Annotated in this window: 22 protein-coding genes and 1 tRNA gene; all 23 read right to left on the bottom strand. The window is 54.9% G+C overall.

The features are described from left to right. Positions 1-8: 8 nt before the first annotated feature. A complete protein-coding gene (locus H586_RS0100835) occupies positions 9-1,694 on the bottom strand; it encodes a methyl-accepting chemotaxis protein (RefSeq protein ID WP_011368054.1) in 1,686 nt (561 codons plus the stop codon). A gap of 346 nt (positions 1,695-2,040) precedes the next feature. Further along, positions 2,041-3,210 (bottom strand): tetratricopeptide repeat protein, encoded by a 1,170-nt coding sequence (locus H586_RS0100830; RefSeq protein ID WP_027181147.1) that lies wholly within the window; start codon positions 3,208-3,210, stop codon positions 2,041-2,043. Then, complete coding sequence (locus tag H586_RS0100825) at positions 3,207-3,866, bottom strand: energy transducer TonB (RefSeq protein WP_027181146.1); 660 nt, start codon at positions 3,864-3,866, stop codon at positions 3,207-3,209. Before H586_RS0100825 ends, H586_RS0100830 begins: the two co-directional genes overlap by 4 nt. Continuing rightward, positions 3,863-4,273 (bottom strand): ExbD/TolR family protein, encoded by a 411-nt coding sequence (locus H586_RS0100820; protein WP_011368051.1) that lies wholly within the window; start codon positions 4,271-4,273, stop codon positions 3,863-3,865. The genes H586_RS0100825 and H586_RS0100820 overlap by 4 nt, the downstream gene beginning before the upstream one ends. 2 nt (positions 4,274-4,275) lie before the next feature. Next, positions 4,276-4,902 (bottom strand): MotA/TolQ/ExbB proton channel family protein, encoded by a 627-nt coding sequence (locus H586_RS0100815; protein ID WP_011368050.1) that lies wholly within the window; start codon positions 4,900-4,902, stop codon positions 4,276-4,278. Then, positions 4,889-6,313, bottom strand: coding sequence for a MotA/TolQ/ExbB proton channel family protein (locus H586_RS0100810; RefSeq protein ID WP_027181145.1), 1,425 nt, complete (start codon positions 6,311-6,313; stop codon positions 4,889-4,891). The genes H586_RS0100815 and H586_RS0100810 overlap by 14 nt, the downstream gene beginning before the upstream one ends. Continuing rightward, positions 6,310-7,068 carry a DUF3450 domain-containing protein gene (locus tag H586_RS0100805; protein WP_234702921.1) on the bottom strand — a complete coding sequence of 253 codons (759 nt, stop codon included), beginning with the start codon at positions 7,066-7,068 and terminating at the stop codon, positions 6,310-6,312. The genes H586_RS0100810 and H586_RS0100805 overlap by 4 nt, the downstream gene beginning before the upstream one ends. Before the next feature lie 535 nt (positions 7,069-7,603). Further along, positions 7,604-7,679, bottom strand: a tRNA-Ile gene (locus tag H586_RS0100800). A gap of 74 nt (positions 7,680-7,753) precedes the next feature. Beyond that, a complete protein-coding gene (locus H586_RS0100795; protein WP_027181143.1) occupies positions 7,754-8,647 on the bottom strand; it encodes an NAD(P)/FAD-dependent oxidoreductase in 894 nt (297 codons plus the stop codon). A 526-nt stretch (positions 8,648-9,173) separates the two neighbouring features. Beyond that, the gene (locus tag H586_RS0100790; protein WP_011368046.1) at positions 9,174-9,902 is read right to left on the bottom strand and encodes a protein phosphatase CheZ; all 729 of its coding nucleotides are present in this window, start codon (positions 9,900-9,902) and stop codon (positions 9,174-9,176) included. 37 nt (positions 9,903-9,939) lie between these two features. After that, positions 9,940-10,479 (bottom strand): PilZ domain-containing protein, encoded by a 540-nt coding sequence (locus tag H586_RS0100785; protein WP_027181142.1) that lies wholly within the window; start codon positions 10,477-10,479, stop codon positions 9,940-9,942. A gap of 9 nt (positions 10,480-10,488) precedes the next feature. After that, positions 10,489-10,929, bottom strand: coding sequence for an NIL domain-containing protein (locus H586_RS0100780; protein ID WP_011368044.1), 441 nt, complete (start codon positions 10,927-10,929; stop codon positions 10,489-10,491). A 32-nt stretch (positions 10,930-10,961) separates the two neighbouring features. Further along, positions 10,962-11,969, bottom strand: a complete 1,008-nt coding sequence (gene ybgF / locus H586_RS19800; RefSeq protein ID WP_051363802.1) for a tol-pal system protein YbgF — start codon at positions 11,967-11,969, stop codon at positions 10,962-10,964. A gap of 104 nt (positions 11,970-12,073) precedes the next feature. Beyond that, positions 12,074-12,580 carry a hypothetical protein gene (locus H586_RS0100770; RefSeq protein ID WP_027181141.1) on the bottom strand — a complete coding sequence of 169 codons (507 nt, stop codon included), beginning with the start codon at positions 12,578-12,580 and terminating at the stop codon, positions 12,074-12,076. Continuing rightward, the gene (locus H586_RS0100765; protein ID WP_051363801.1) at positions 12,570-12,818 is read right to left on the bottom strand and encodes a PLD nuclease N-terminal domain-containing protein; all 249 of its coding nucleotides are present in this window, start codon (positions 12,816-12,818) and stop codon (positions 12,570-12,572) included. The genes H586_RS0100770 and H586_RS0100765 overlap by 11 nt, the downstream gene beginning before the upstream one ends. Before the next feature lie 23 nt (positions 12,819-12,841). Further along, positions 12,842-13,312 (bottom strand): signal peptidase II, encoded by a 471-nt coding sequence (gene lspA, locus H586_RS0100760; RefSeq protein ID WP_011368040.1) that lies wholly within the window; start codon positions 13,310-13,312, stop codon positions 12,842-12,844. A gap of 60 nt (positions 13,313-13,372) precedes the next feature. Next, positions 13,373-16,177 (bottom strand): isoleucine--tRNA ligase, encoded by a 2,805-nt coding sequence (gene ileS, locus H586_RS0100755; RefSeq protein WP_027181139.1) that lies wholly within the window; start codon positions 16,175-16,177, stop codon positions 13,373-13,375. Between the two features lie 109 nt (positions 16,178-16,286). Next, positions 16,287-16,865: an arylesterase gene (locus H586_RS0100750; RefSeq protein ID WP_027181138.1), complete on the bottom strand. Its 579-nt coding sequence runs from the start codon at positions 16,863-16,865 to the stop codon at positions 16,287-16,289. A 2-nt stretch (positions 16,866-16,867) separates the two neighbouring features. Continuing rightward, positions 16,868-17,119: a HypC/HybG/HupF family hydrogenase formation chaperone gene (locus H586_RS0100745; protein ID WP_011368037.1), complete on the bottom strand. Its 252-nt coding sequence runs from the start codon at positions 17,117-17,119 to the stop codon at positions 16,868-16,870. 18 nt (positions 17,120-17,137) lie between these two features. Continuing rightward, positions 17,138-17,629: a HyaD/HybD family hydrogenase maturation endopeptidase gene (locus H586_RS0100740; protein WP_011368036.1), complete on the bottom strand. Its 492-nt coding sequence runs from the start codon at positions 17,627-17,629 to the stop codon at positions 17,138-17,140. A 76-nt stretch (positions 17,630-17,705) separates the two neighbouring features. Continuing rightward, entirely contained in the window at positions 17,706-19,412 is a 1,707-nt protein-coding gene (locus tag H586_RS0100735) for a nickel-dependent hydrogenase large subunit (RefSeq protein ID WP_027181137.1), read from the bottom strand. A gap of 56 nt (positions 19,413-19,468) precedes the next feature. After that, on the bottom strand, positions 19,469-20,422 hold the full coding sequence (locus H586_RS0100730) for a hydrogenase small subunit (RefSeq protein WP_011368034.1): 954 nt from the start codon (positions 20,420-20,422) through the stop codon (positions 19,469-19,471). A gap of 375 nt (positions 20,423-20,797) precedes the next feature. Beyond that, entirely contained in the window at positions 20,798-21,268 is a 471-nt protein-coding gene (gene hysD / locus H586_RS0100725; RefSeq protein ID WP_011368033.1) for a NiFeSe hydrogenase maturation protease, read from the bottom strand. Positions 21,269-21,384 lie beyond the last annotated feature (116 nt).

Genomic DNA, 21,384 nt, shown 5'->3' with positions numbered 1-21,384 from the left:
CCTGCGGTTCAGAACTTGGTAAATTCATCTGCTGCATGTTTTTTCTGCCCGCCGGAATTTTTCCGGCCTGAGCGCTTTTTGCCCGGGCCTGCCTGCCTGACGGGGCTGAGCGCCGCGGAGTCGCTGCCATGGCCCGCGCTGTGTTCGCTTACCTGAAAAAAGTCGATATTCCGTTGCAGTTCGTCAGCTCCGGCGGCCAGTTGCCGGGAAGTGCTGGCTACCTGTTCCGAAGTGGCTGCATTCTGCTGTACCACGGCGTCCAGCTGCTGGATAGCCTTGTTTATCTGCTCTGCGCCGATATTCTGTTCCGCACAGGCTGCAGCAATTTCCTGCACCAGCCCCGATGTCTTCTGGATATCGGGGGTAATTTTGCGCAGCATGGCCAGTGCGGAGTCTGCCACTTCCAGACTGGATGCTGACAGGCTGTTGATTTCGGCAGCGGAGCTGCCGGAGCGTTCTGCCAGCTTGCGTACTTCCTGTGCCACAACGGCAAAGCCTTTGCCGTGCTCACCGGCGCGCGCAGCTTCTATGGCCGCGTTAAGTGCCAGCAGATTGGTCTGCCGGGCTATCTCTTCAATCACTGTGATTTTTTGTGCTATCTCTTTCATTGCTTCCACCGTGCGCAGCACGGCTGTGCCCCCCTGTTCCGCCTGCTGTGCCGCCTGCAACGATATGGTTTCGGTTTCACGGGCATTCTGGGCGTTCTGCTTGATATTCGAGGCCATCTCTTCCATGGAAGACGATATTTCTTCCATGGATGCCGCCTGACTTACCGCCCCTTCGGACATGGAACGGCTTGATTCGGAAAGGTGTCTGCTGCCGTCCGCCACCTGCGATGCCGTGACCTTGACTCCCTGTACTGTCATGGCCACGCGAGACTGCATTTTGCCCAGCGATTCTGTAAGCATGGCGAACTCATCTCTGGCTGTGGACCGGATCGTTTTGTCAAAGCGGCCCTGTGCCATCTCTTCTGTTATACTCTGCAGGTTGTTGAGAGGTGATATGACCCTGCGCTTCAGCATAAGCCATGTTATGCTGAGGATAACGGCCAGAACGCCGCCCGCCCAGCCTGCAACGCTCATCCGCGCCCGCGCCATGTCTCTGTTGGCTTCGTCCAGAGAGCTGATGACGACAAATGCGCCGTGGATATCTCCTGTTTTCCAGCCTTCCTTGATCCCGCCTGTCACGTCGCGGGTGCCTTTCGGTTCGCCGTGGCAGTACATGCATTCTTCTGTCAGGCGTACAGGGCGGAAATACAGAATCCTGTCCGGTTCCGTGATAATGTATTCATTGAGATTGTCCCGCTTCATGGCGCTGAGCGCTTTCAGCTCTGCCGGAGTCGGTTCGTTGGCGGGGTTTCGTGGTGATATTTTGGGAGCGCGGAATGTATAGTTGGCTTTCTGTGAACTCTGCTGGGCAATGCGCATGGCTGTCACAACAGGTACCGCGCTCAGCACCTTGTCCGCAGGCAAGCTGTCCAGCGGTTTCAGAATACCGTCATTGAGCTTGTGCGCCATTTCATTACGGGTATCTTCCGCCAGCTGTACTATGGCACGGCTCTGACTCAGAATGGCCTGTCTGGAACTTTCTTTGATATCGTTCAGGCGTTGTCCCGCCAGCAGCACTGTCAGCACCACTGGGCCCAGCAGCACGGTGAACAGGATAATGGAACGGATACTAAGCTTGTTGAGCATGGCGGACCTCTCTGCCTGTCTGGATGCATCCGGATAAGACGCTGTTGTGAGCAGAATGACTGTTGTAGCGGTAATTATGTATGAATCGGCTGTTATTTCATTGATAAAGTTTTGCCGCATGCCGGCAATCGCCGGTACGGGGCAGATTGCGGCAGCGGATTGCAGGGCGGAGATGGTGCCGGAGGATTGTGGAAAGCGGCCCGCGCCGGAAACGGCGGCAAGAAGGCAGCCGTTGCCGTACGCAGGCCGGGGCGCGGCGAAGAGGCGATATAGGGAGGGCAGGGAGACAACAGAGCAGCATGCGCATGGCTGCGCATGACATTGCTGCAGCACGGCAGAGCGGCGTTTATGATGATGGCTGCAGTTCTTTTGCTTTGTCCAGCTCGTCAAGAATGTTCAGATACGGACGGGCCTGTGCTGCAAACGGTGACTGTCTGCTGATCTGCTGCAGACTGCTGCGCGCGGAACTCCATTGCTGCTGTTCCCATGCGCAAAGAGCAAGATAGAATCTGGCCTGTTGCTGCAGGTCGGGGTCAGTCACTTTTTGCAGGGCTGTGCGGGCATCGGCAAACTTTCTGGCGTTGTACAGAATTTTTCCCTGTTCCATAAGGGCATTCTGACCGGCGTGTTTTTGCAGCAGAGCCACAGCCTGAAGCGCTCTGCCTGCCTCTGCATACAGCTTTGCCGTCTGCAGAGCCGTCTGGGGCGAACCGGCCTGTGCGCCGGTACGGCTGAGCGTGTGAAGCTCCAGCAGGGGCGCGTTCAGATAGCGGTAAAGCGACCTCAGCCAGCTGAAGTCCTGAGCGGACATGGTTGTGAGACGCGAATACAGTTCCATGGCGGCAGCGGCACTGGCTGTTTTTTCCTGCTCAAGGTAAATATTGGCAAGCAGCTTCAGGTAGTCCGGAGTGATGCTTTCTGCCCCGATTTCGGAAAGTATGATTTCTTCCGCCTTCCGGGCTGCCCCTGCGTTAAGGTGGGCATGTACCGCCAGGTTTACCCATTGCTTCTGATGCGGTGTATATCTGTCCAGCAACAGTTGCAGTACGCGTGCTGCATCCTTGTAGTGTTCGGCCTGATAATAGGCATATCCTGTCTGCAGAAGCAGTGCCGCTTGTGGTTTTTTTTGCAGGGTGCAGCTTTTTTCAAGATGTAATGCGGCTTCGGCATAGCGCTTGAGCGAATATGCGGCGATTCCTGCATTGTGGTGCAGCATGGCATTTTCCGGAAAATTCCGCAGACCTTTTTTGCATATTTCCAGAGCCTGCATGGTTTTTTCTGCATGGCTGTACGCCCCGCCAAGCAGCAGATATGCTTCCGGCGGGGCAGGGTCTGCGGCAGTGGCTAAATAATCCTCAAGAACAGCAGCCGCCTCGTTGTAGCGTTCTTTCTGGATATACTGCTGCGCTGTGTGCAGAGGTTTTCTGGCTTCGGCGGGCAATGCGTCTGCCCGGGACGTCTTTATGCTGATGCAGAGCAGCAGTAAAACAGATGATACAAGTATGGCGTATTTCATTGCGTCACTTTAAATTCAAACGGTTGCTGAACCCATGTGTCAACAGCCTGCCCGTTGAGCTTTCCGGGAGTGAAACGCGACTGCCGGGCTGCCTCAAGAGCAGATTCTTCAAAAATACCTGCCGGAGAAGCGGCCTGTATGCTCAGTTGCTCGGGTTTGCCCTCGGCAGTCACAAGCATGTTTACGATCACATAGCCTTCAATGTTGCTGCGTTTGGCCACAAGCGGGTACTTTAGGGGTACGGTGCGTACCACCCGCGGCGGCGTATCCACTTCGGCAAGGGTAAAGGTTGCTCCGGCCACGGACAGCGCGGGCATGACCATGCCGCCTTTCACGGACGGATGCAGCTCTGCGGAAAAAGACGGAGCCTGCGTCATGGCGGGGCGTTGCGGCCGCGAAGTCTGTTTCGATGAAAATGTTCTGGGGAGTTTTTCCGGCGGCGGGGTTTCCTTTATGGTTTTCGCCCGCTCTTCGGGGACAGGCGGCTCGTCTGTCTGCTGTGCCAACCTGATGGCACCGTGTATTTCTTCAGGATGGGTTGTCTCGCCGCCACGGTTAAGCTGCAGGATACCCACATGCAGCAGTCCCACCATGAAAACGGCACCTGCCGCTCCGGCAATCAGTCTGCCGGTGTGTCGTATGGGCCTGACAATCATTCTTTTTTGGCCGCAATGCTGATGTTGCGCACTCCGGCCAGACGGCACTGGTCGAGAACCTGCACCGCGTTGCCCGTCATGCTCTGTTTATCGGCTACAATAACGACTGATCCTTCGGGGGTTTCCGCCAGAAACCGTTCCATGTACGCCCGTACGGAGCGTATATCCAGCGTTCTGCCTTCAACATATATTCTGCCTTCGCTGGTCAGCCCCAGTATGACGTTCGCTTTTTCTTTGGTTTCCGCCGACTGGGCAGCAGGACGATTTACATCTATGCCGGATTCCCGCACAAAACTGGTGGTCACAATGAAGAAAATCAGCAGGATGAACACCATATCAATAAGCGGTGTCATGTTGACTTCGCTGCGCCTGTTGCGGGCGGCACGGGTATAGCGGATGCTTTGCATGGTTAACCGGCCGTGTGGGTTGAGGTCATGGGGCTGTCGGTTTCGTACTGAAGTCCTATGCAGAACATTTCCATACGTTTTTTCATTTTGTCTGCCCTGCGGGCCAGTATGGCTGCCATGAGCAGACCGGGAATAGCTGCCACCAGTCCGCTCTGCGTGGTTACAAGGGCTTCTGATATGCCGGAGGCAAGGGCCCGTGCGTTGCCGGTGCCGAACTGGGATATGACGTTAAATGTTGATATCATGCCGGAGACTGTGCCGAGCAGACCCAGCAGGGGGGTGATGGCTGCCAGAATAAAAAGCGTGGCGATAAGCCTGTTTGTTTTTGCATGCTGCCTGACACAGAGACTATGCAGCAGTTTGCGGTTCAGGTCGGGGGCGTCGCTTTTTGACTGAATGTACGCATCAGCTATTTCCCGTTGCCAGCAGGCGCATCTGCATTTTTCCTGCGGCGTGGTGCGCAGGCAGTCCGCCGGCGCGGCCTCGCAGCGGTTTTCGGTAATGAACCAGTATGATTTGAGTAATATTATAAGCCAGATGGCAAACGAGAATGCCATGATAGGAACCATAGTCGGCCCTCCGGCATTAAAATACACCAGCACCTGTTCAAGATAATCATGCAGCTGCACCGTATGATTCTCCCTGTCGTATCTGGCCCTGCTGCATCAGTGCTACAGTAAAGCTTGTTCCTTTTTCTTCCATGTCGCCCATCAGAGCATCTACCCGCCGTTCCAGAATGTGATGCAGAATCATGATGGGCACGGCCACGGCCAGTCCCAGCTGAGTGGTGATCAATGCTTCTGAAATACCGCCCGACATCATGCGCGGGTCGCCGGTACCGTACAGTGTGATTGTCTGAAAGGTGTTGATCATGCCGGTGACGGTACCCAGAAGCCCCAGAAGCGGCGCCACCGCTGCCAGCACGCTGAGTGTGGGCAGAAAGCGTTCCAGAACAGGCAACTCTTTGAGCATTGCTTCCTGATAAGCGTTTTCAATAATCTCGCGGGTTGCCCCCATATATCCCAGAGTATGTCCTATGATACGGCATGTGGGAAAATTGGAAGCCCTCGCGCAGAATTCCTGACACTCATGCCATTTTCTGGCACGAATCATGGACAGTATGGTCTGCATGTTTCTGTCAGAATTTCCGCGCAGCCTGCCCAGTGTGTAAAAACGTTCAATAACAAGGCCCAGCGCGATGATGCCCACCAGAATGATGGGCCATACCAGTAGGCCGCCTGTCTGGAGCCACTCGTATATTCCTTTCTGGTCCTGCTCCAGCCTGGCCAGCGCCGCTCCGTTGGAAATATCTACCGGAAAGGTATCGCTTTCGCCTTCAAAGTACGCCCGCATTCCGCGTCCCAGCGTCCAGCCGGGATTTCCCGGAACAGCGCCCAGTAACGAACCTTCATGCAGGGGACGCAGAAATCCGGCAGTGCCGTCCTGTTTTTTAAAGGCAGCTGTGAATGTGCCTATACGCAGCAGTCGGGCGGTTTCTGTGCGTCCGTCAGCATTGACAAAAGACCCTTCGCGAAGCTGTACACGTCCTGAGGCGGACATCTCTTCCATATAAAGCCGCAGCAGATTTTTTATGCCTTCAAGTCCGGGAAAGGTTTCCGGAGTCAGGATGGCGCTCAGCACCGGTTCACGATGCGGAAATTCAGGTGTTGTGAGGCTTTCGTGAAAATAGTCTCTGGCCTGCTTGGCTGAAGTGCGGATGGTGCCGTCAATGGTTTTCAGTTCATGGGCCTGCTGCGCCAGCTCCTCTTTCAGTCGGGCTTCCTGCTGCAGCAAAGCTTCGTATCTGGCTTTAAGCTCTTCGTGCTGCTTGTGCTTGGCGGCAATCACTTTTTCAAGCTGCGCTTTTTCGTTCACCACAGCTTTTTTTTCCGATGTTATCAGGTCGCGGGTTTTGGCTGCCTCTGAGCGGGTTTCCGCAGCCAGTTTGCGGGTTTCAGCCACCGCACCGGACCACTGGGCGTGTGCCGGCACGCTGGCGGTTATCAGCAGTGTAACCAGTGTGAGTATTTTGTATTTCATTGTACCTTTCCGATGGGTAGTTGCAGAAGCTCAACTGCACGTTTGCGCGCCGCCATTTCTTCAGCTTTGTGCAGGGTGCGGGCGGTATCCTGATCGAGAGATTGCCATGTCTGCGTCGCAGCATTCCACATGCCTGCCCGGGCACCGTCACCCGTGGTGTAGTAGAGTGCTGTTCTGCCCAGGCGGAAAAGCGAAACCTGCCTCGGCTCTCCTTCAATGGTCAGTTCCTGCGCAGCTACTTCAATTGTGCGTCCGTATTCTGCTTCAACGTGCAGAGCTTCAAAAACTCTTCGTAGCTTTTCGCTGAGCTCCAGCCTGTAGTCGCCCAGACTGTCGCGCAAAAAGGCCACTCTTGCCGCCCGCTCTTCTGCCAGAAAGGGCAGGTCGCTTTGTATGAATAGGGCAAGGTCATCGACAATGGTTTCCAGAAAAGGCTCCAGCTCCATCTGAATGCGTCGGGCTTCCTGTTTTCTTCGCTGGAGTTCGGCAATTACTTCATGCTGCTTATTGATATAGGCTGCGTATTTCTCATTCTGAAAATCGAGCCATGTGTCTGTGGCTTTCAGATCACGGATTTCAGCGCCGAGTGCTTCTTTTTGATCTGCCCAGCGGGAATAATCTGCCTGTGCCGCTGATTCCGCCTGTATTGCTTTGGCTGTTTCGGCAATGACATCAGCAGCAGGGGAAGCTGCCAAGACCGATAACGGCATAAGAAGCAGGAGTGCGGCAGATGTAAGATAACAATTTGGTTTCATTAACTTCACCGGGTACAGATCCTTTTTGATTTTGATTCTGAAACTCATTATCTATAAAAGTGAGCTACGAATACCGCAGAAAAAATGATTGTGCAAGATGCAAAATAAAAAAATGGATAGTTGGTAGGTTATGATGAAAGTGATGTTTTTATAAGGAGATGCTGTTTTGCGCGCAAAGAATCGGCAAAAATGTAGCCTGGTCATCGGGCAGCAGTTCACCGTCAGCGTCGATTGAGGGGGCTTTGCAGTACGGCAGGCTTTTTGAGTTTGTGTCGCAGGGTAGGCATGAATTCTGCGCTCCGGCAGGAGTCATTGCTGCATCTGATTGCAACTGCGTGGCAGAAGCTCATGGTGTCCACAAATTCGCAACGATGTTAATGGGATCAGGGTTCGTCTTCAGTTTCAGGTCTTGCGCCTGTACGAGTGAGGGGACAGCGTGGAGTCGGTGCAACTATAGCTGATGGCGGTGGCGGGTTGGCGGTGTCCGGTGCAGACAAGAAAAAAGGTTACGACTATGTCGTAACCTTTACGTTCGTGGTGGGCCCAGCAGGATTTGAACCTGCGACCTGCCGGTTATGAGCCGGAGGCTCTGCCAACTGAGCTATAGGCCCTTTTGCGTCCAACGAGCTGAGCTAGATATCACCAGCCACGAGGGGTGTCAATATGTTATGGTGCCTGTTTGCTTTCAGCCTTTGCAATTTTCTTTGATGTGAGCAATGGCCGAGCGTGCAGCAGTGGCTCCTTCGCCAACTGCTACTGCAATTTGCAAAAAACCGCCTGTGCAGTCGCCTGCAGCGTATATTCCGGGAATGTTGGTTTTTTGTTCTTTGTCTGCCACCAGAAAGACGCCGCTGCGTTCCAGCCCCAGAGTATAAGCAAAATCAAGTGAAGAAGCTTCGCCCATGGCAATGAAAATACCTTCGGCCTCAAGGCTTGTCCCGTCCGACAAGGTAACGGATGACAGTGCCGGAGAGCCGGAAAGGGTTTCGATTTTTTGTTCTGAAACGGTTATGCCGGCAGCACTAAGGCGTTGCTGGAATTCCGGAGTGATGGACGATTTTTTCCCTTGCGTGATTATGGTTACGTGGGGCGTATACGACAAGAGTTCAAGAGCCTGATTGGCGGCGTAGATGCCTTCTCCGACTACGATAACTTTTCGGTTTTTATAAAAAAAACCGTCACAACTTACGCAGTAGGATACTCCTTTGCCCTCGTAATCTTTCAGGTTGCTTATGCCCGGACGGACTCTGCCCACGCCGGTGGCCAGAATGACCGCGCATGCGTCAAATTCTTCGTGCTCAGTTTTTATATGAAAGCCTCCGCTTTCGTTATGATGTACAGAGAGCACCCTGTCTTCTTTAAAGCGGGCACCGAAACGCTCGGCCTGCGCCCGCCCTTTTCCCAGCAGTTCTTTGCCGGAAATTGTTTCTTCAAATCCGAAATAGTTGTCTATCTCATAATCTCCGGCAACTTTGGGCTTTGAGCCGAATACGATAGTATCAATGCCGGATCTGCAGGTGTAGATGGCGGAAGACAGTCCGGCAGGGCCGGAACCGATGATGACTAGGGGGGTATGCATGATCACAGCCTCCGTGTGAGGGTTGGAAAAAACACATTATCTAATATGGGAATCATATCTGTGGCTGGCAAGGGTAAAATTTAAAAGCCGGGGGGGCCGTGACGGAGGAGCCTGGCCAGAGATGCCGGCTGCCCCGTGCCGGCTGTGATTTGGCTGCGGCTTTTTTTGCAGAGTTTTTGCAAATGGGGATATCCGTCAGACCTTTTTGCATATCTGCCACGATGGATGACAGGAACCTAAGGCTGCTGCTTTTGTGTACCGATGGCGGAAGCCGGGCAGGTGCGCAGGGTAACCAAGAGCAACGGCCGTCACAAATTGCGGAATAAGGCTTGTGTGCCTTACGGCCTTCCGGAGACACAAGTGCTTTGTGTCTATGCAGAGGCGCAGGCAGGTGGCATGAATTGCTGATCGGGTACGGTGCGGGCGGTTGGTGCAGGCTGTGATTGCGGGCTGCAGATAAAACACCCCGCGCTGTGAGCGCGGGGTGCCGGTAGTTCAGAAGGAACGAGACAGCATGTGAAAATGATCAGTCCATACCCAACTGGGCAAGCATGTCGTCTATATCGCTTTGTGAAACGTCTCTTGTGGGACCTTTGAGTTCCGACATTTTCTGCCGTGCTTCCTGTTCCAGTTCTTCAATCTCTTTATCGGGGGTTTCACTGTACGCCTTCATAATAAGCCCTGTGGACATATAAAGTTCGAATACAGTACTTTCTATGCGCTGCAGAGCCGTGATTATTTTTTTGATGCGCTGTCCCGTAATGTCCTGAAAGCTCAGTGCTGTCAGAATGGTAGTAAGATTGTCTGCCAGTTCGCTGTTAATGGCACGTAACTGCGTTATGGAGTCCCCGGGGGCTTCTTTCTCCAGAGCATCAAGCAGGGCGCTTGCTTCCGCCTGCCTTTCAAGCTGCTGCTCGACAACATCCATTATATCGTCTGTTGCCTGCTCGGTTGTTGTCAGAATTTCGTCCAACTGTTCGGAAGCTTCAGAGAAAAGTTTGTCGGTCTGTGCTTCGCTTGGAGGAGCGACACTTTTATCTTTGGCTGCGTGGGAAATTTCCTGATAGATATTCTGCAGCCCGCTGCGCATGTCTGAGTTGAGTTTTTTATAGAACTCACCCTCAAGCAGAGCTCTTGTAAGATTTGTTGTCAGCTCGTTCTGAATTGTCTGTGCTATTGCGTCTTTGATGCTGTCAGCTACCTGGGCGGTAACATTCTGCATTACCTGTTCAAGGATGGCTTCCTGAGTGCGCATGGCAAACTCCTGTGTTTGTCGGCTGGCAGGTGCGCGGTCATTCCCATCTGTGCTGGCGGATAATGCGCCGTTCCTGATCAAAAACAAATCCTATTACCTGTTCCAGCTCGGAATCATTGATAACTGTGAATTCCAGCGCGTATTCATTCTGTGCATTGTCTGAAAGCGCGTCGGCGTGCGTTGAACAGCGGGTTATGCGTCCGGCGGCGGATGCCACCGAAAGCGGATACTGTCTGAGAAACAGCACCACCTCAAGAAGCGAACCTTCGTGCAGTTCTTCCTGCGTGAAAAAACGGATTCCCGCACCGCTTATCTGACTGACGCGCAGGCGGAAAGGAAAATCCTCCCGCAGGGTGTCGCGCTGCATCTGCCCCAGTATGGCATCCAGTTTGGCATCCATGGTTGCCAGAAACTGAACCATGGCATCTGGCAATTTTGCCTGCTGCAGCGCCTGTTCCGCATCTTTGGCGGAAGCCCCGGACCAGCCCGAATAAAGCGGCTGATCGTCGGTGCCGGACATAAGCCGGAACCTGCCGGAGATGCTTGCCGCAACGCGGGAATACGAACGTTTTTCCATGAGAGTTGTCTACCAGGGGCCGTTTTCCACTTCCACATGCATGGCGCGCACAGGACATACCTTGGTGCACAGTCCGCAGGCAGTACAGCGTTCGGTGTCAAAAGTTACAGTACGGGCAACCCAGTCCATATGCAGGGCGTCCACAGGGCAGATGGCGGTACACATGCCGCAGTGCATACAGGAATCTTCATCGCGTGAAATTCTCTGGTCCACGGGGGAGACAGCAATTTCGTGTTCTTTGAGGTAGGCGATGGCTTTGCCGCAGTTTTCCTGACTGCCGACCAGCTCCAGGGTGAGATATCCTTCCTTGCGGGGGGTTATCTGCGCTTTCAGGATGTTGAAAGTCAGGTCGAACAACCGTGTCAGGTTGCAAACCACAGGCTCTTTGGAAACCTGCGGCGGAAAGGTGAGGTGGATATTTTTTCTGTATGCTTTTTGAGTGTCATTCATGGTTGCTTCCTTGCCATGCGGGCGGCGTGTCTCTATTTGGTTTCTTTCAGCACCGTTGCGGCCCGTTTGGCTTCAGGCGTCCCCGGATGCTTTTTGATGATTTCTTCCAGCCTGATTTTTCCGGCTTTGGTTTTGCCCAGCCTGATCAGTGAAATTCCCTGTTTGAGCATGGCCGGCAAATATTTGCTGCTGTCAGCGTGTTTGGTCACAACGTCCTGATAGGCCAGAACGGCACGCGCGTAATCTTCCATCTGGTAAAAGCATTCACCCTGCCAGAATACGGCGTTGGCAACCATGGCATGCGCGGGAAAAGCCGTGGCAAATTCTTTCCATTGACGTTGCGCAGCCTGGTAGTTCCGCTCTTTGAACGAGGCGAGAGCCTGCTCATACAGCATATCGGCGGGATCCGCCTTCGGCGCAGTCTGTGCCGTTGTGTTGCCCTGCGGGGGCTGTATCTGTGCCGGGGCACCGCCTGTGGCGTTGCCGGGAGTTTTGCCGCGTGTGGTTGCTACCGGCAGCGTGGTAACTGCCGCGGCAACGGGATCATTTTCAGGTATTGCCATGGTGGCGTTGGCGGCCGGCAGCGTGCGGGTGGCATTTTGCACTGTGGCGTTGTGCCGGGTGGCGTTGGCAGAAGGAGCCGCCGGAGCGGGGCGTTTGAGCACTTCAAGCTCAAGCCCGAATTCTGACTCTATCTGCCGCAAAGCCAGTTCCATTCTGTCTGCGTCTGCCCGCAGTTCTTTTATCTGGGCCATGGCTTCCGGCAGGCTGTCTTCAGTATTCAGCAACGCATCCATCTGGCCCTGAAGCAACGCGACATCGTTGCGCATGGTCTGCACCTGCGCCCACAGGTCAGCCTGACTGGGCTGGACGGAGTCGATCTGTCTTGATGCATTGTTCAGTTCTCTGGTCAGTGAATCCACATGGCGTTCCTGCTGTGCTATGCGTACTTCCAGCAGGTCGAGATCTTTTTGCTGCACGCAGCCGCCCAAGGCAATGACTGCAGCAGTGGCACACAGGGCTTTTGCTATATTTTTCATAGAAATATCCTGTTCAGTTGCTTCTGTTTACTATCTATGCGTCTGCCGGTTTATACTGCACAGGGGCTTATATGGGCAAGCAGTAAAGAGCTTTTACGTTTTGCTCAGGGCTTGTCCGTTTCCGGCACTGTGGATGAGGTGGAAAGTGCGGCAGGTCCCGCTTTAGGGGCAGGGGGTGATTCCACCTGCGAAAAGTCGCCCGAGTCAGAATAGGGATCCAGTTCACGGGAAAGGTTGAGGGCAAGCCTGCGGATGTTCAGTTCCAGCTGTTCCTGACGACCCCGCAGGGCTTCGGTTTCGTTTTGCAGTTCGGCCGTTTTGCGGCGTGACATGCGTTTGGCCCGTTTGATGGCCAGCTTGACGCGTCGCAACTGCTCCTGCTGTTGTTCCAGCTCGGCTTTAATTGCATGCCGCTCCTGCTCTGTTTCGGCCAGACGTCTGCTCAGGGCTTCATTCAGCCGGACAGCCTGCTCGGCCGCATCGCGCAGTGAAGCGTTGGTGGCATCCATATATGCCTGCAGGTATTCCACATCACTGCGTTGCGCGGGGGTGCACCCCTGCATGGTCAGCAATACGAAACAGGCAGCATACGCGATCGCTTTACTGTTCATCAGGTCCTGTCCGGGGTTTTCTGCTGCGGCGCCAGCCGAATAACAAGTACGACAACCCGCCGAGCACCGGAACGAAAACACCTATTCCCATCCAGAGAACCCGCTCGGCCGGAGAGGGAAATTCATTTGAATAGGCATGCCAGATGCACCACAGGTTGGGAATGATAGGTGCGGCAAGCAGCAGCATCATCAGCGGAAGATTATCAGTTTGCAGTACAAGGTCAACCAGTGGGAGCATGACTGAATTTCTCCGGTCGCAGGTTATTTGTGTTTGTACACTGCCAGGCAGACAAAAAATGCTCCGACGCAGATGCCCATATCCGCCACGTTGAATGCGGGCCAGTGATACCCGCCTATGTGGAAATCAAGAAAGTCGATAACGGCGCGGAAGCGGATTCTGTCAATGAGGTTGCCGATGGCTCCCCCCATGATAAGCCCGAACCCTGTAAACAGGTAGGGATTGCTTTTGGCGGAGCGTGTCATGGCAATGATGGCGAGGACGGCTGTGACGGCAGCGGCGAAAAAGAGCCAGAACTGCCATTCTATGTCGCTTCTGTTTAAAAAGCCGAAAGCAGCGCCGCGGTTACGCACGTTTACGAGGTCGAAAAAACCGGGAATAACTGTATAGCCGATGAGCGGAGGGATGGTGGAGGCTGCCCATTGCTTTGTCCACTGGTCAACGGCAATGACAAGTGCGGCGATGAGGTACACGACGAAAAAACGTGGACGCATGGCTTTCCTCTGTATGGAGATAGCGCGGACCCGCAGTGCGGGCCCGCGCAATGATCAGTATCAGGCGCAGAGTACGCCGGTGCACCGGGGGCACAACGACGGGTGTTCGCTGCTGCTGCCCAGTTCTTCGCTCCATATCCAGCACCGTTCGCATTTTTGTCCGGGTGCCTTGGCAATGGATATGCGCAGGCCGTTCAGTTCTTCCGACGTGTAGGCCTGCTCAGGAGCCTGTGCCAGAGGTGCGACGGTAACTTTAGAAACGATGAAGCAGGCCCGCAGGTCCGCACCGGTCGCCTTCAGTTTTGCCGCAAGCGCATCATCCATGAACAGGGTCACGTGGGCATCCAGCGGATGGCCAATTTCGCCGGATTTGCGGACCGGTTCCATGGCTTTAGTCACTTCGGCGCGGACAGCCAGAAACGTTTCCCAGTCTTCACGTTCCGCCGCGGGCATTTCCATGGGCGGAATGTCGTCTTCGCGCAGTGCAAACACTGTCACGGCTTCGGGACGCAGTGCTTCGGGAATGTAGCTGTACACTTCTTCGGCGGTGAAGCTGAGCACCGGTGCCATGTCGCGGATGAGCAGCATGAGAATGTGGTACACTGCGGTCTGTGCCGAGCGGCGTTCTTTCGAGTCGGCTTTGGATGAGTAAAGCCGGTCCTTGAGTATATCAAGGTAGAAAGCCGAAAGGTCGCTGACGCAGAGATTGTGCAGCGTATGGTACACCTTATGGAATTCGTAGTCGTTATAGGCTGCCTGCACCCGTTTGTGGGCACGCATGGCTATATCCAGCGCAAAGCGGTCAAGGCTCTCCAGCTGGCCCACAGGCAGCAGGTCTGCAGCGCTCAGGTCCGAAAGGTTGCCCAGCAGATAGCGGCAGGTATTGCGGATTCTGCGGTAGGCATCCACCAGTCTGCTCAGGATTTCTTCGGATATCCGTACATCTTCGCGGTAATCGGCGGATGATACCCACATACGCAGTATCTCTGCCCCGTACTTATCAATGATTTCCTGAGGGGCAATGCCGTTGCCGATGGATTTCGACATCTTGCGCCCTTCACCGTCCACAACGTAGCCGTGCGTTAGGACGGCTTTGTAAGGAGGAATACCGCGGGTGCCCACGGATGCCAGCAGCGAGCTGTGGAACCAGCCCCGGTGCTGGTCTGAGCCTTCCAGATACATGTCTGCAGGGAATGAGCATTCTTCGCGTTGTTCCACCACGGCTGCAAAGCTGGTGCCGGAGTCAAACCAGACATCAAGGATGTCTTTGACTTTTGCCCAGTGTGTACCGCCGCATTTGGGGCAGACAAGTCCTTCGGGTACAATCTGCGAAAGATCTGTTTCAAACCAGTAATCGCAGCCCGTGGGGTGATTGGCAAATTTTTCAACAATGCCGGCCGCCCACTCTGTGTCGTACCATGCCTCATCGCAGGATTCGCACAGCAGGGCTATGATGGGCACACCCCACAGCCGCTGACGCGAAATGCACCAGTCGGGCCTGTTTTCGACCATGCTGTAGATGCGCTCTTCGCCCCATGCCGGAATCCAGTCCACATCGTTGCGGATGGCTTTCAGCGCTTTTTCGCGCAGGCCGTTGGCTTCCATGGAAATGAACCACTGGGTGGTGGCGCGGAAGATGACAGGCTGCTTACAGCGCCAGCAGTGAGGATACGAATGCTTGATTTTTGCCTGAGCAAGCAGGTTGCCCAGTTCCGCAAGTTTTTCAATGACTTTGGGATTAGCCTCAAAGACATTGAGTCCGGCGAAAAATTCTACGGAATCAAGAAAACGCCCTTCGTCGTTCATGGGCGAGTATATTTCCAGACCGTAGCGCAAGCCGGTTTCGTAGTCTTCGCGGCCGTGACCAGGTGCCGTGTGCACACAGCCTGTACCGGAATCAAGCGTTACATAATCTGCAAGCACCACGGGAGATTCACGATTGTAAATGGGGTGGCGGGCAACCAGCCCTTCCAGCGCCGCACCGGTTACGGTGCGCACTGTCTGCGGGTTTTCCCAGCCAAAGGTTTCCGCACAGGAAGCGGCAAGCTCAGCAGCCAGCACATAGTGCTGTCCGTCGTTCTTTACCACGGCGTATTCAAATTCGGGGTGTACGGCCACGGCCATGTTGTCCGGAATTGTCCACGGGGTAGTGGTCCAGATGACAATGGATGTTGATGCCGGGTCGGTACCCAGAATTTCGGCCACACGGGCGTCAGGCATGGGGAAACGGACAAAGATCGAAGGCGAGGTGTGGTCGTGGTATTCAACCTCGGCTTCCGCGAGGGCCGTTTCGCAGGAGCAGCACCAGTAAATGGGTTTTTTGCTGCGCACCACCGAACCTTTTTCCATAAAGCGCACAAGTTCGCGCGCGGTGGCTGCCTCGTAAGCCGGAGTCATGGTCAGATAGGGGTTGTCCCACTGACCCATCACGCCGAGCCTTTTAAATTCTTTGCGCTGGATATCAAGATATTTGGTGGCGTATTTCCGGCATTCTCTGCGCACTGCATGGGCCGGAAGCGTTTTCTTTTTTTCGCCCAGCTGCTGCTCCACCTTATGTTCGATGGGCAGACCATGGCAGTCCCACCCGGGAACATACTGAGAAGGATGCCCCTGCATGTTGCGGGATTTTATAATGATATCTTTGATGATTTTATTGAGCGCATGTCCCAGATGGATGTTGCCGTTGGCGTAGGGCGGGCCGTCATGGAGCACGAACGGCTCCTTGGTGGCTCCGGTGGAGTACATGATCCGGTACGCATCGGTTTGTTCCCAGCGCTTGAGCATTTCAGGCTCTTTCTGGGTCAGATTTGCCTTCATGGGAAATTTGGTGACAGGCAGATGCAGGGTTTTTTTATAATCGCTCATATAAAATCTTCTCCTCAGGAAGCATCGGATACGGAACGTTGTAAACTCCGAAACATGGTGCAAGCGTGATGTAAAGTCAAGGGTGCAGGCATACACCGGTGCGGAGTTGTCAGGCTCTGCCGGCGGCGTTGCACAGCAGTTTTTGTACGGCAGGCAGAAGATGTTCGGCGATGGCATGTGCGCCTGCGGGGGCAGGGTGAATGCCGTCGGGCAGGCTCAGAGCAGGATTTGCCGCAACGCCCTCGGGAAAAAAGGGGTGAAGCATGACACGGTGACGCGCGGCGAGATTTGAATAGATGGCGTCAAACGCCTTTCGGTCTTCTTCATGTGCGGGAAAAAGTAACGGCATGGAGGTAAGAAGGACCGGAATATCCTGAGCTGTCAATATCTGCAGGATGGCATCAAGGTTGTCTTCAATTTCTTCGTATTCCAGTCCCATGAATGTATCGTTGACACCCAGCTCCACCATGGCGGCATGGGGAGCCGGGTGTCGCGAAAGCCATGCCCGCAGTCTTCTGAGGCCGCCTGCTGTTGTATCGCCGGAAAGCCCCAGATTCACAATGCGGACGCGGGTACCTGATTTTTCCAGCAGCTGCCGGAGAACATCGGGAACAGCACATCCCGCCGGAAGGCCGTAACCTTCAGTCAGGCTGTCTCCCAGAGCAAGGATGGTAAAAGGCGGAAGCACGGCTAAAAGCCTCCGGGAGTTCCTTCTTCGATGTTGGCCATCTGCCGGAGCAGACGCAGGCTCTCCTGTGCTTCTGCGGGGTCCAGCTTGCGCAGGGCAAATCCTGCATGGACGATGAGAAAATCTCCCACAGCTGCGGGTTCTTCAAGCAGCATTGTGGAAACATTAACAAAGGTGTCGCTTTTGCCCACACGGCACTTGGCCATGTCTCCGTCAAGCAGCTCGTTCACTTCCGCAGGAATTGCCAGACACATGCGGTCTTCCCCCTTCTGTTATGTTCTGGCGGACCACCTGCCGCCATGATCGGAAACCTCTTTGAGCACAATCTCGCACATTGCGGGCAGGCGTTCTGCCACAGTGGCTGAAAGCTCCGTTCCCATGGATTGGTAGTCATACGGCTCCATGCCTATGACAACTGCCTGCGGCCGGTTGCCCGCAATTTCGCAGTATATAAGCGTATCCACAAGGTCGGTCTGATGCATGGAATCATTGAAGCCGAGACTTTTGCGCAGGTCTTCGCCGGTCAGCCGGTAGACTGAGCCCGGAGCATCGCCGCCCAGTACGGCGTCAACCACAATCAGCTGTTCGCAGCTCATGATGGCGTCCATAAGCTTGATGCCCAGTGTGCCGCCATCCATAAGAGTAATGTTGTCTGAAAACTCATAACGGTCCATGAGGGATTCCACTGCGCGGACTCCCAGCCCTTCGTCGGTGTACAATATGTTGCCGACGCCCAGAACAAGTATGCGTTTTGTCTGCTCCATACACATCCACTATAGGGAAAAAAGGGAGTCCAGCGCAAGGCCGGGCTCCCTCTCATTTTGCTGTTTCGCTGCAAAATTACAGCACTTTGAACTTATGCACCCCGTTGGTCTGCGAATCGATGACGTGCACGCCGCAGGCGATGCAGGGGTCAAACGAATGCACGGTACGCAGGATTTCCACAGGACGTTTGGGGTCGGCAACGGGGGTGCCCACCAGCGCTTCTTCCACAGGGCTCAGCTTGCCGTTGGCACAGCGCGGGCCCAGCGACCACGTGGAAGGAACCACGAGCTGGAAGTTTTCAATTTTGCCTTCACGGATTTTGATCCAATGCGACAGAGCGCCGCGCGGTGCGGTGACAAATCCGACACCTTCCGCTTCGTCGGGCATTTCCCACGGTTCGTAGATCGTCGTGTCACCCGAGGCAATGTTGTCTTTCAACTCGTTGATCATCTGACCTGTTTTTTCGGCGATGATGGCGGTTTCAATGCCTCGTGCGGCGGTGCGTCCCAGCGTGGAGAAGAGAGCTTCCGGTCCCACGCCCAGTTTGCCCAGCACCATGTCAACAAGCGCTTTTGTTTCTTTGTGGCCGCGGGCATAGGCGGTAAGCACCTGTGCAAGCGGGCCCGTTTCCATGGGCTCTTCAAGATAGCGGGGGGCTTTCATCCACGAGTAGCGGTCGTTTTCGCCCCGCAGGCCGGTGTATTTGGGTTCGGTCACGCCTTCATAGGGGTGGTGCGCTTTGTCGCCTTCATACCAGCTGTAGCGCACATGCTCCATGATGCTCGAAGGGTCGAAATCCTTCACCGCCGAGAGGTCGCGGTTGAAGATGGCTCCCTGCGGGAAGAAACGGCTGTTCAGGTCGTATTCATCTGTGGGGAACTCGCCGAAGGTGAGGAAGTTGCTGGTACCGCCGATGGCCGACCAGTCTTTGTACGAACCGGCCACTGCCAGCAGGTCCGGAATGTATACTTCGTCGATGAATGCTTTTGTTTCTTTCCACAGAGCAGTGAACTCTGCAATGCGTTCGGGGGTCAGTGCGGCATAGCAGGTCACACCGCCTACGTCGGTGAACTGGGTGTGCGGGTTTTTGGCACCGAACACAGCCATGGCCCTGGCGGCTTTCACCTGCAGACGCAGGGCCTCCAGATAGTGGGCAGTGGCAATGAGGTCCACTTCGGGCTCAAGATAGTAAGACGGATGCCCGCCGAGGAAGTAGGCATTGGTGAAGGGGCCGAGCTGGCCGCTTTCTACAAACTTGGTCAGGCGTTCCTGTACGGCTTTAAGGTCAGCGGCCGTGGTTTTGCGCGGCGAGATGGTGTTCGCCAGCTTGGCGGCTTTAGCGGGGTCGGCTTTAAGTGCGTTGGTTACATCCACCCAGTCCAGCGCATGCAGATGATAGAAGTGCACGATATGATCATGCATATACTGCGCGGCCAGCACCATGTTGCGGATCAGCGTTGCGTTTTTGGGAATGCGCACTCCCACGGCGTTGTCCACGCAGCGGGTGGAGGCAAGGGCATGGACATAGGTGCAAACACCGCATGAGCGCTGAGTGAAGTGCTGTGCGTCGCGAGGGTCGCGTCCTTTGAGGATTATTTCGAGTCCGCGGAACAGCTGTGAACTGCTCCAGGCATTTTTAATACGGCCGTTTTCAACCTCCACCTCAATGCGCAGGTGCCCTTCGATGCGTGTAATCGGGTCCACTACAATGGGACCGCTGTAGTCGCTCTTGGGCGTGACCGGAATTCCGGCGGGGGCTGTTTTTGCTCTGCAACCGCTCATATTGATTCCTCTTCTGAAGCTATAGTGCGTTCAATTCGTTTCGGTACCGGCCTGCGCTACATTTCGTAGAACGGGCTCATGGCATCCCAGAAATCAGGTTCGCTGCAGCCGATGCAGGGGTGGCCGGCATCAACAGGCCAGTTGGTCTGGTTGAACTTGATTTTGGGGCAGTTATTCATGGTCATGGGACCCTTGCAGCCCAGTTCGTACAGACACCACCCTTTGCGGGCTTCTTCTGAATCGAAGGACGGAGCGAATTCTCCGGCGTCGAAATGCTTCAGGCGCGGGCATTGCTCATGCACCGATTTGCCGAAGAACATGAGGGGGCGGTTTTGAGAATCAAGTTCGGGAATGGTGCCATGGTGGAGGTAGTGGACGATGGTGCCCACAAGGTTAAAGGGGTTGGGCGGGCAGCCGGAGATATTGACGGCATTGACACCCAACTCGGCCAGTGCATCGTTGATGCCTTTTGCGCCGGTGGGGTTGGGGGCGGCCGCCTGCACACCGCCGAACGTGGCACAGGTGCCGTAGGCTATGACGGCCTTTGCCCTGGGCAGGATGTCGGAGCATATGTCAAGCATGGTTCTGCCGCCGACCATACCGTATATGCCGTTGTCCTTGACCGGCAGGGCTCCTTCCACAATGGCGACGAATCCGTCGGGAGCGTGTACTGCCTGATGCAGCGCTTCTTCGGCGGCATGGCCTGCAGCTGCCATTATGGTTTCGTGATAGTCCAGCGAAATGGTGTCCAGCAGCAGTTCGTCGATGTAGGGGTTGAATGCGCGCAGCACAGACTCCGAGCAGCCTGTGCATTCGGCATTGTGCAGGTACACCACCGAAGGCCGTTTACCCGATGTCAGGGCGCGGGCCACTTCCGGCGCAAAAGCCGGCCCCATGCCCATGGCCACGGCCACGGTGGAACAGAATTTAAGGAAGTCACGACGTGATACGCCGCGGCTTGCCAACCGCTCTTCTGCGCCCTCTTTGCCGAGACCCACAGAAAACTTCATACGAAACCTCCTTACTGCAATGAAAGGATCAGATCTGCAGGAGCACTATTGCCCTGATTGCGTTGCAATCATTTGCAGATTCGCTCCGATGCCTCCTTGCGTCCCTGTGGCGCACTGTGTGCCGGAGGCCGGACCGCGGAAAAGCGCCTCTGTGTGATTCACGAAAGATGCTTTTCGCTAAAGCGATAACATGGTTCTGATTTTTGTTTCAAATTGAATCTGCGTATTCAGCATCGGCGTTGTATCGGAAAAGCGGATGATGGCGGAAAAAAGCGTGTTACCGATGGGTAGCTACACTGTGCGGGTAACCAGCCGGTAAAAGAAAAAGGCTGTTTTCTCTGGGAAAACAGCCTGTAAAGTCAGGTAGCGGGCGTATCAGCCCATCTCTTCAATTATGGCGCGTATGTCCTGCCTTGCGGCGTCAAGAAAATTTTCAAAACTGTTTCTGCATGGTTCCGAAAGTCCGATATTCCATGTGGTGATGTCTTTGGGTTCCATGCCGACAACCTGCAGGCGCGGGCGTTTGCCTCGCAGTTCCGCCATTTTCAGCGAATCTATGAGGTCAACGTCATGTATGGAAAGCCGCTGGCTGTCCTTCTGAATCAGGTCGTCTTCGGTGAGCCGGTAAATTGTTCCGGGGGGATGGCCGGCATGGATCACATCAAGCACCAGCAGCCTGTCGTATCCTTCGAACAGGTAGAAAATATCCTGCGTAAAAGTGCCGCCGTCCATGATGGTGACATTCTCGGGCCAGCTTTCTTTCAGAAGTGCTTCAGCCGCAAAAACACCGACACCGTCGTCAGTAAGCAGGTTGTTGCCGATTCCCAGTACCAGCAGTCGGGGCATGTGTGCTCCTTCGTCTTGTGTTTTGCCGGTTGTAGCTTTTCCGGCGGCCACATGGCAAGCCTGCGGACGCCGCAGCGGGGTAACAGAAAAGGGGCCCGAAGGCCCCTTACGAAGCA

The sequence above is a fragment of the Oleidesulfovibrio alaskensis DSM 16109 genome (genome assembly GCF_000482745.1).
Lineage (GTDB): Bacteria > Desulfobacterota > Desulfovibrionia > Desulfovibrionales > Desulfovibrionaceae > Oleidesulfovibrio > Oleidesulfovibrio alaskensis.
The sequence above is the reverse complement of the archived record's forward strand: the minus strand, read 5'-3'. Positions and strand labels throughout refer to the sequence as shown.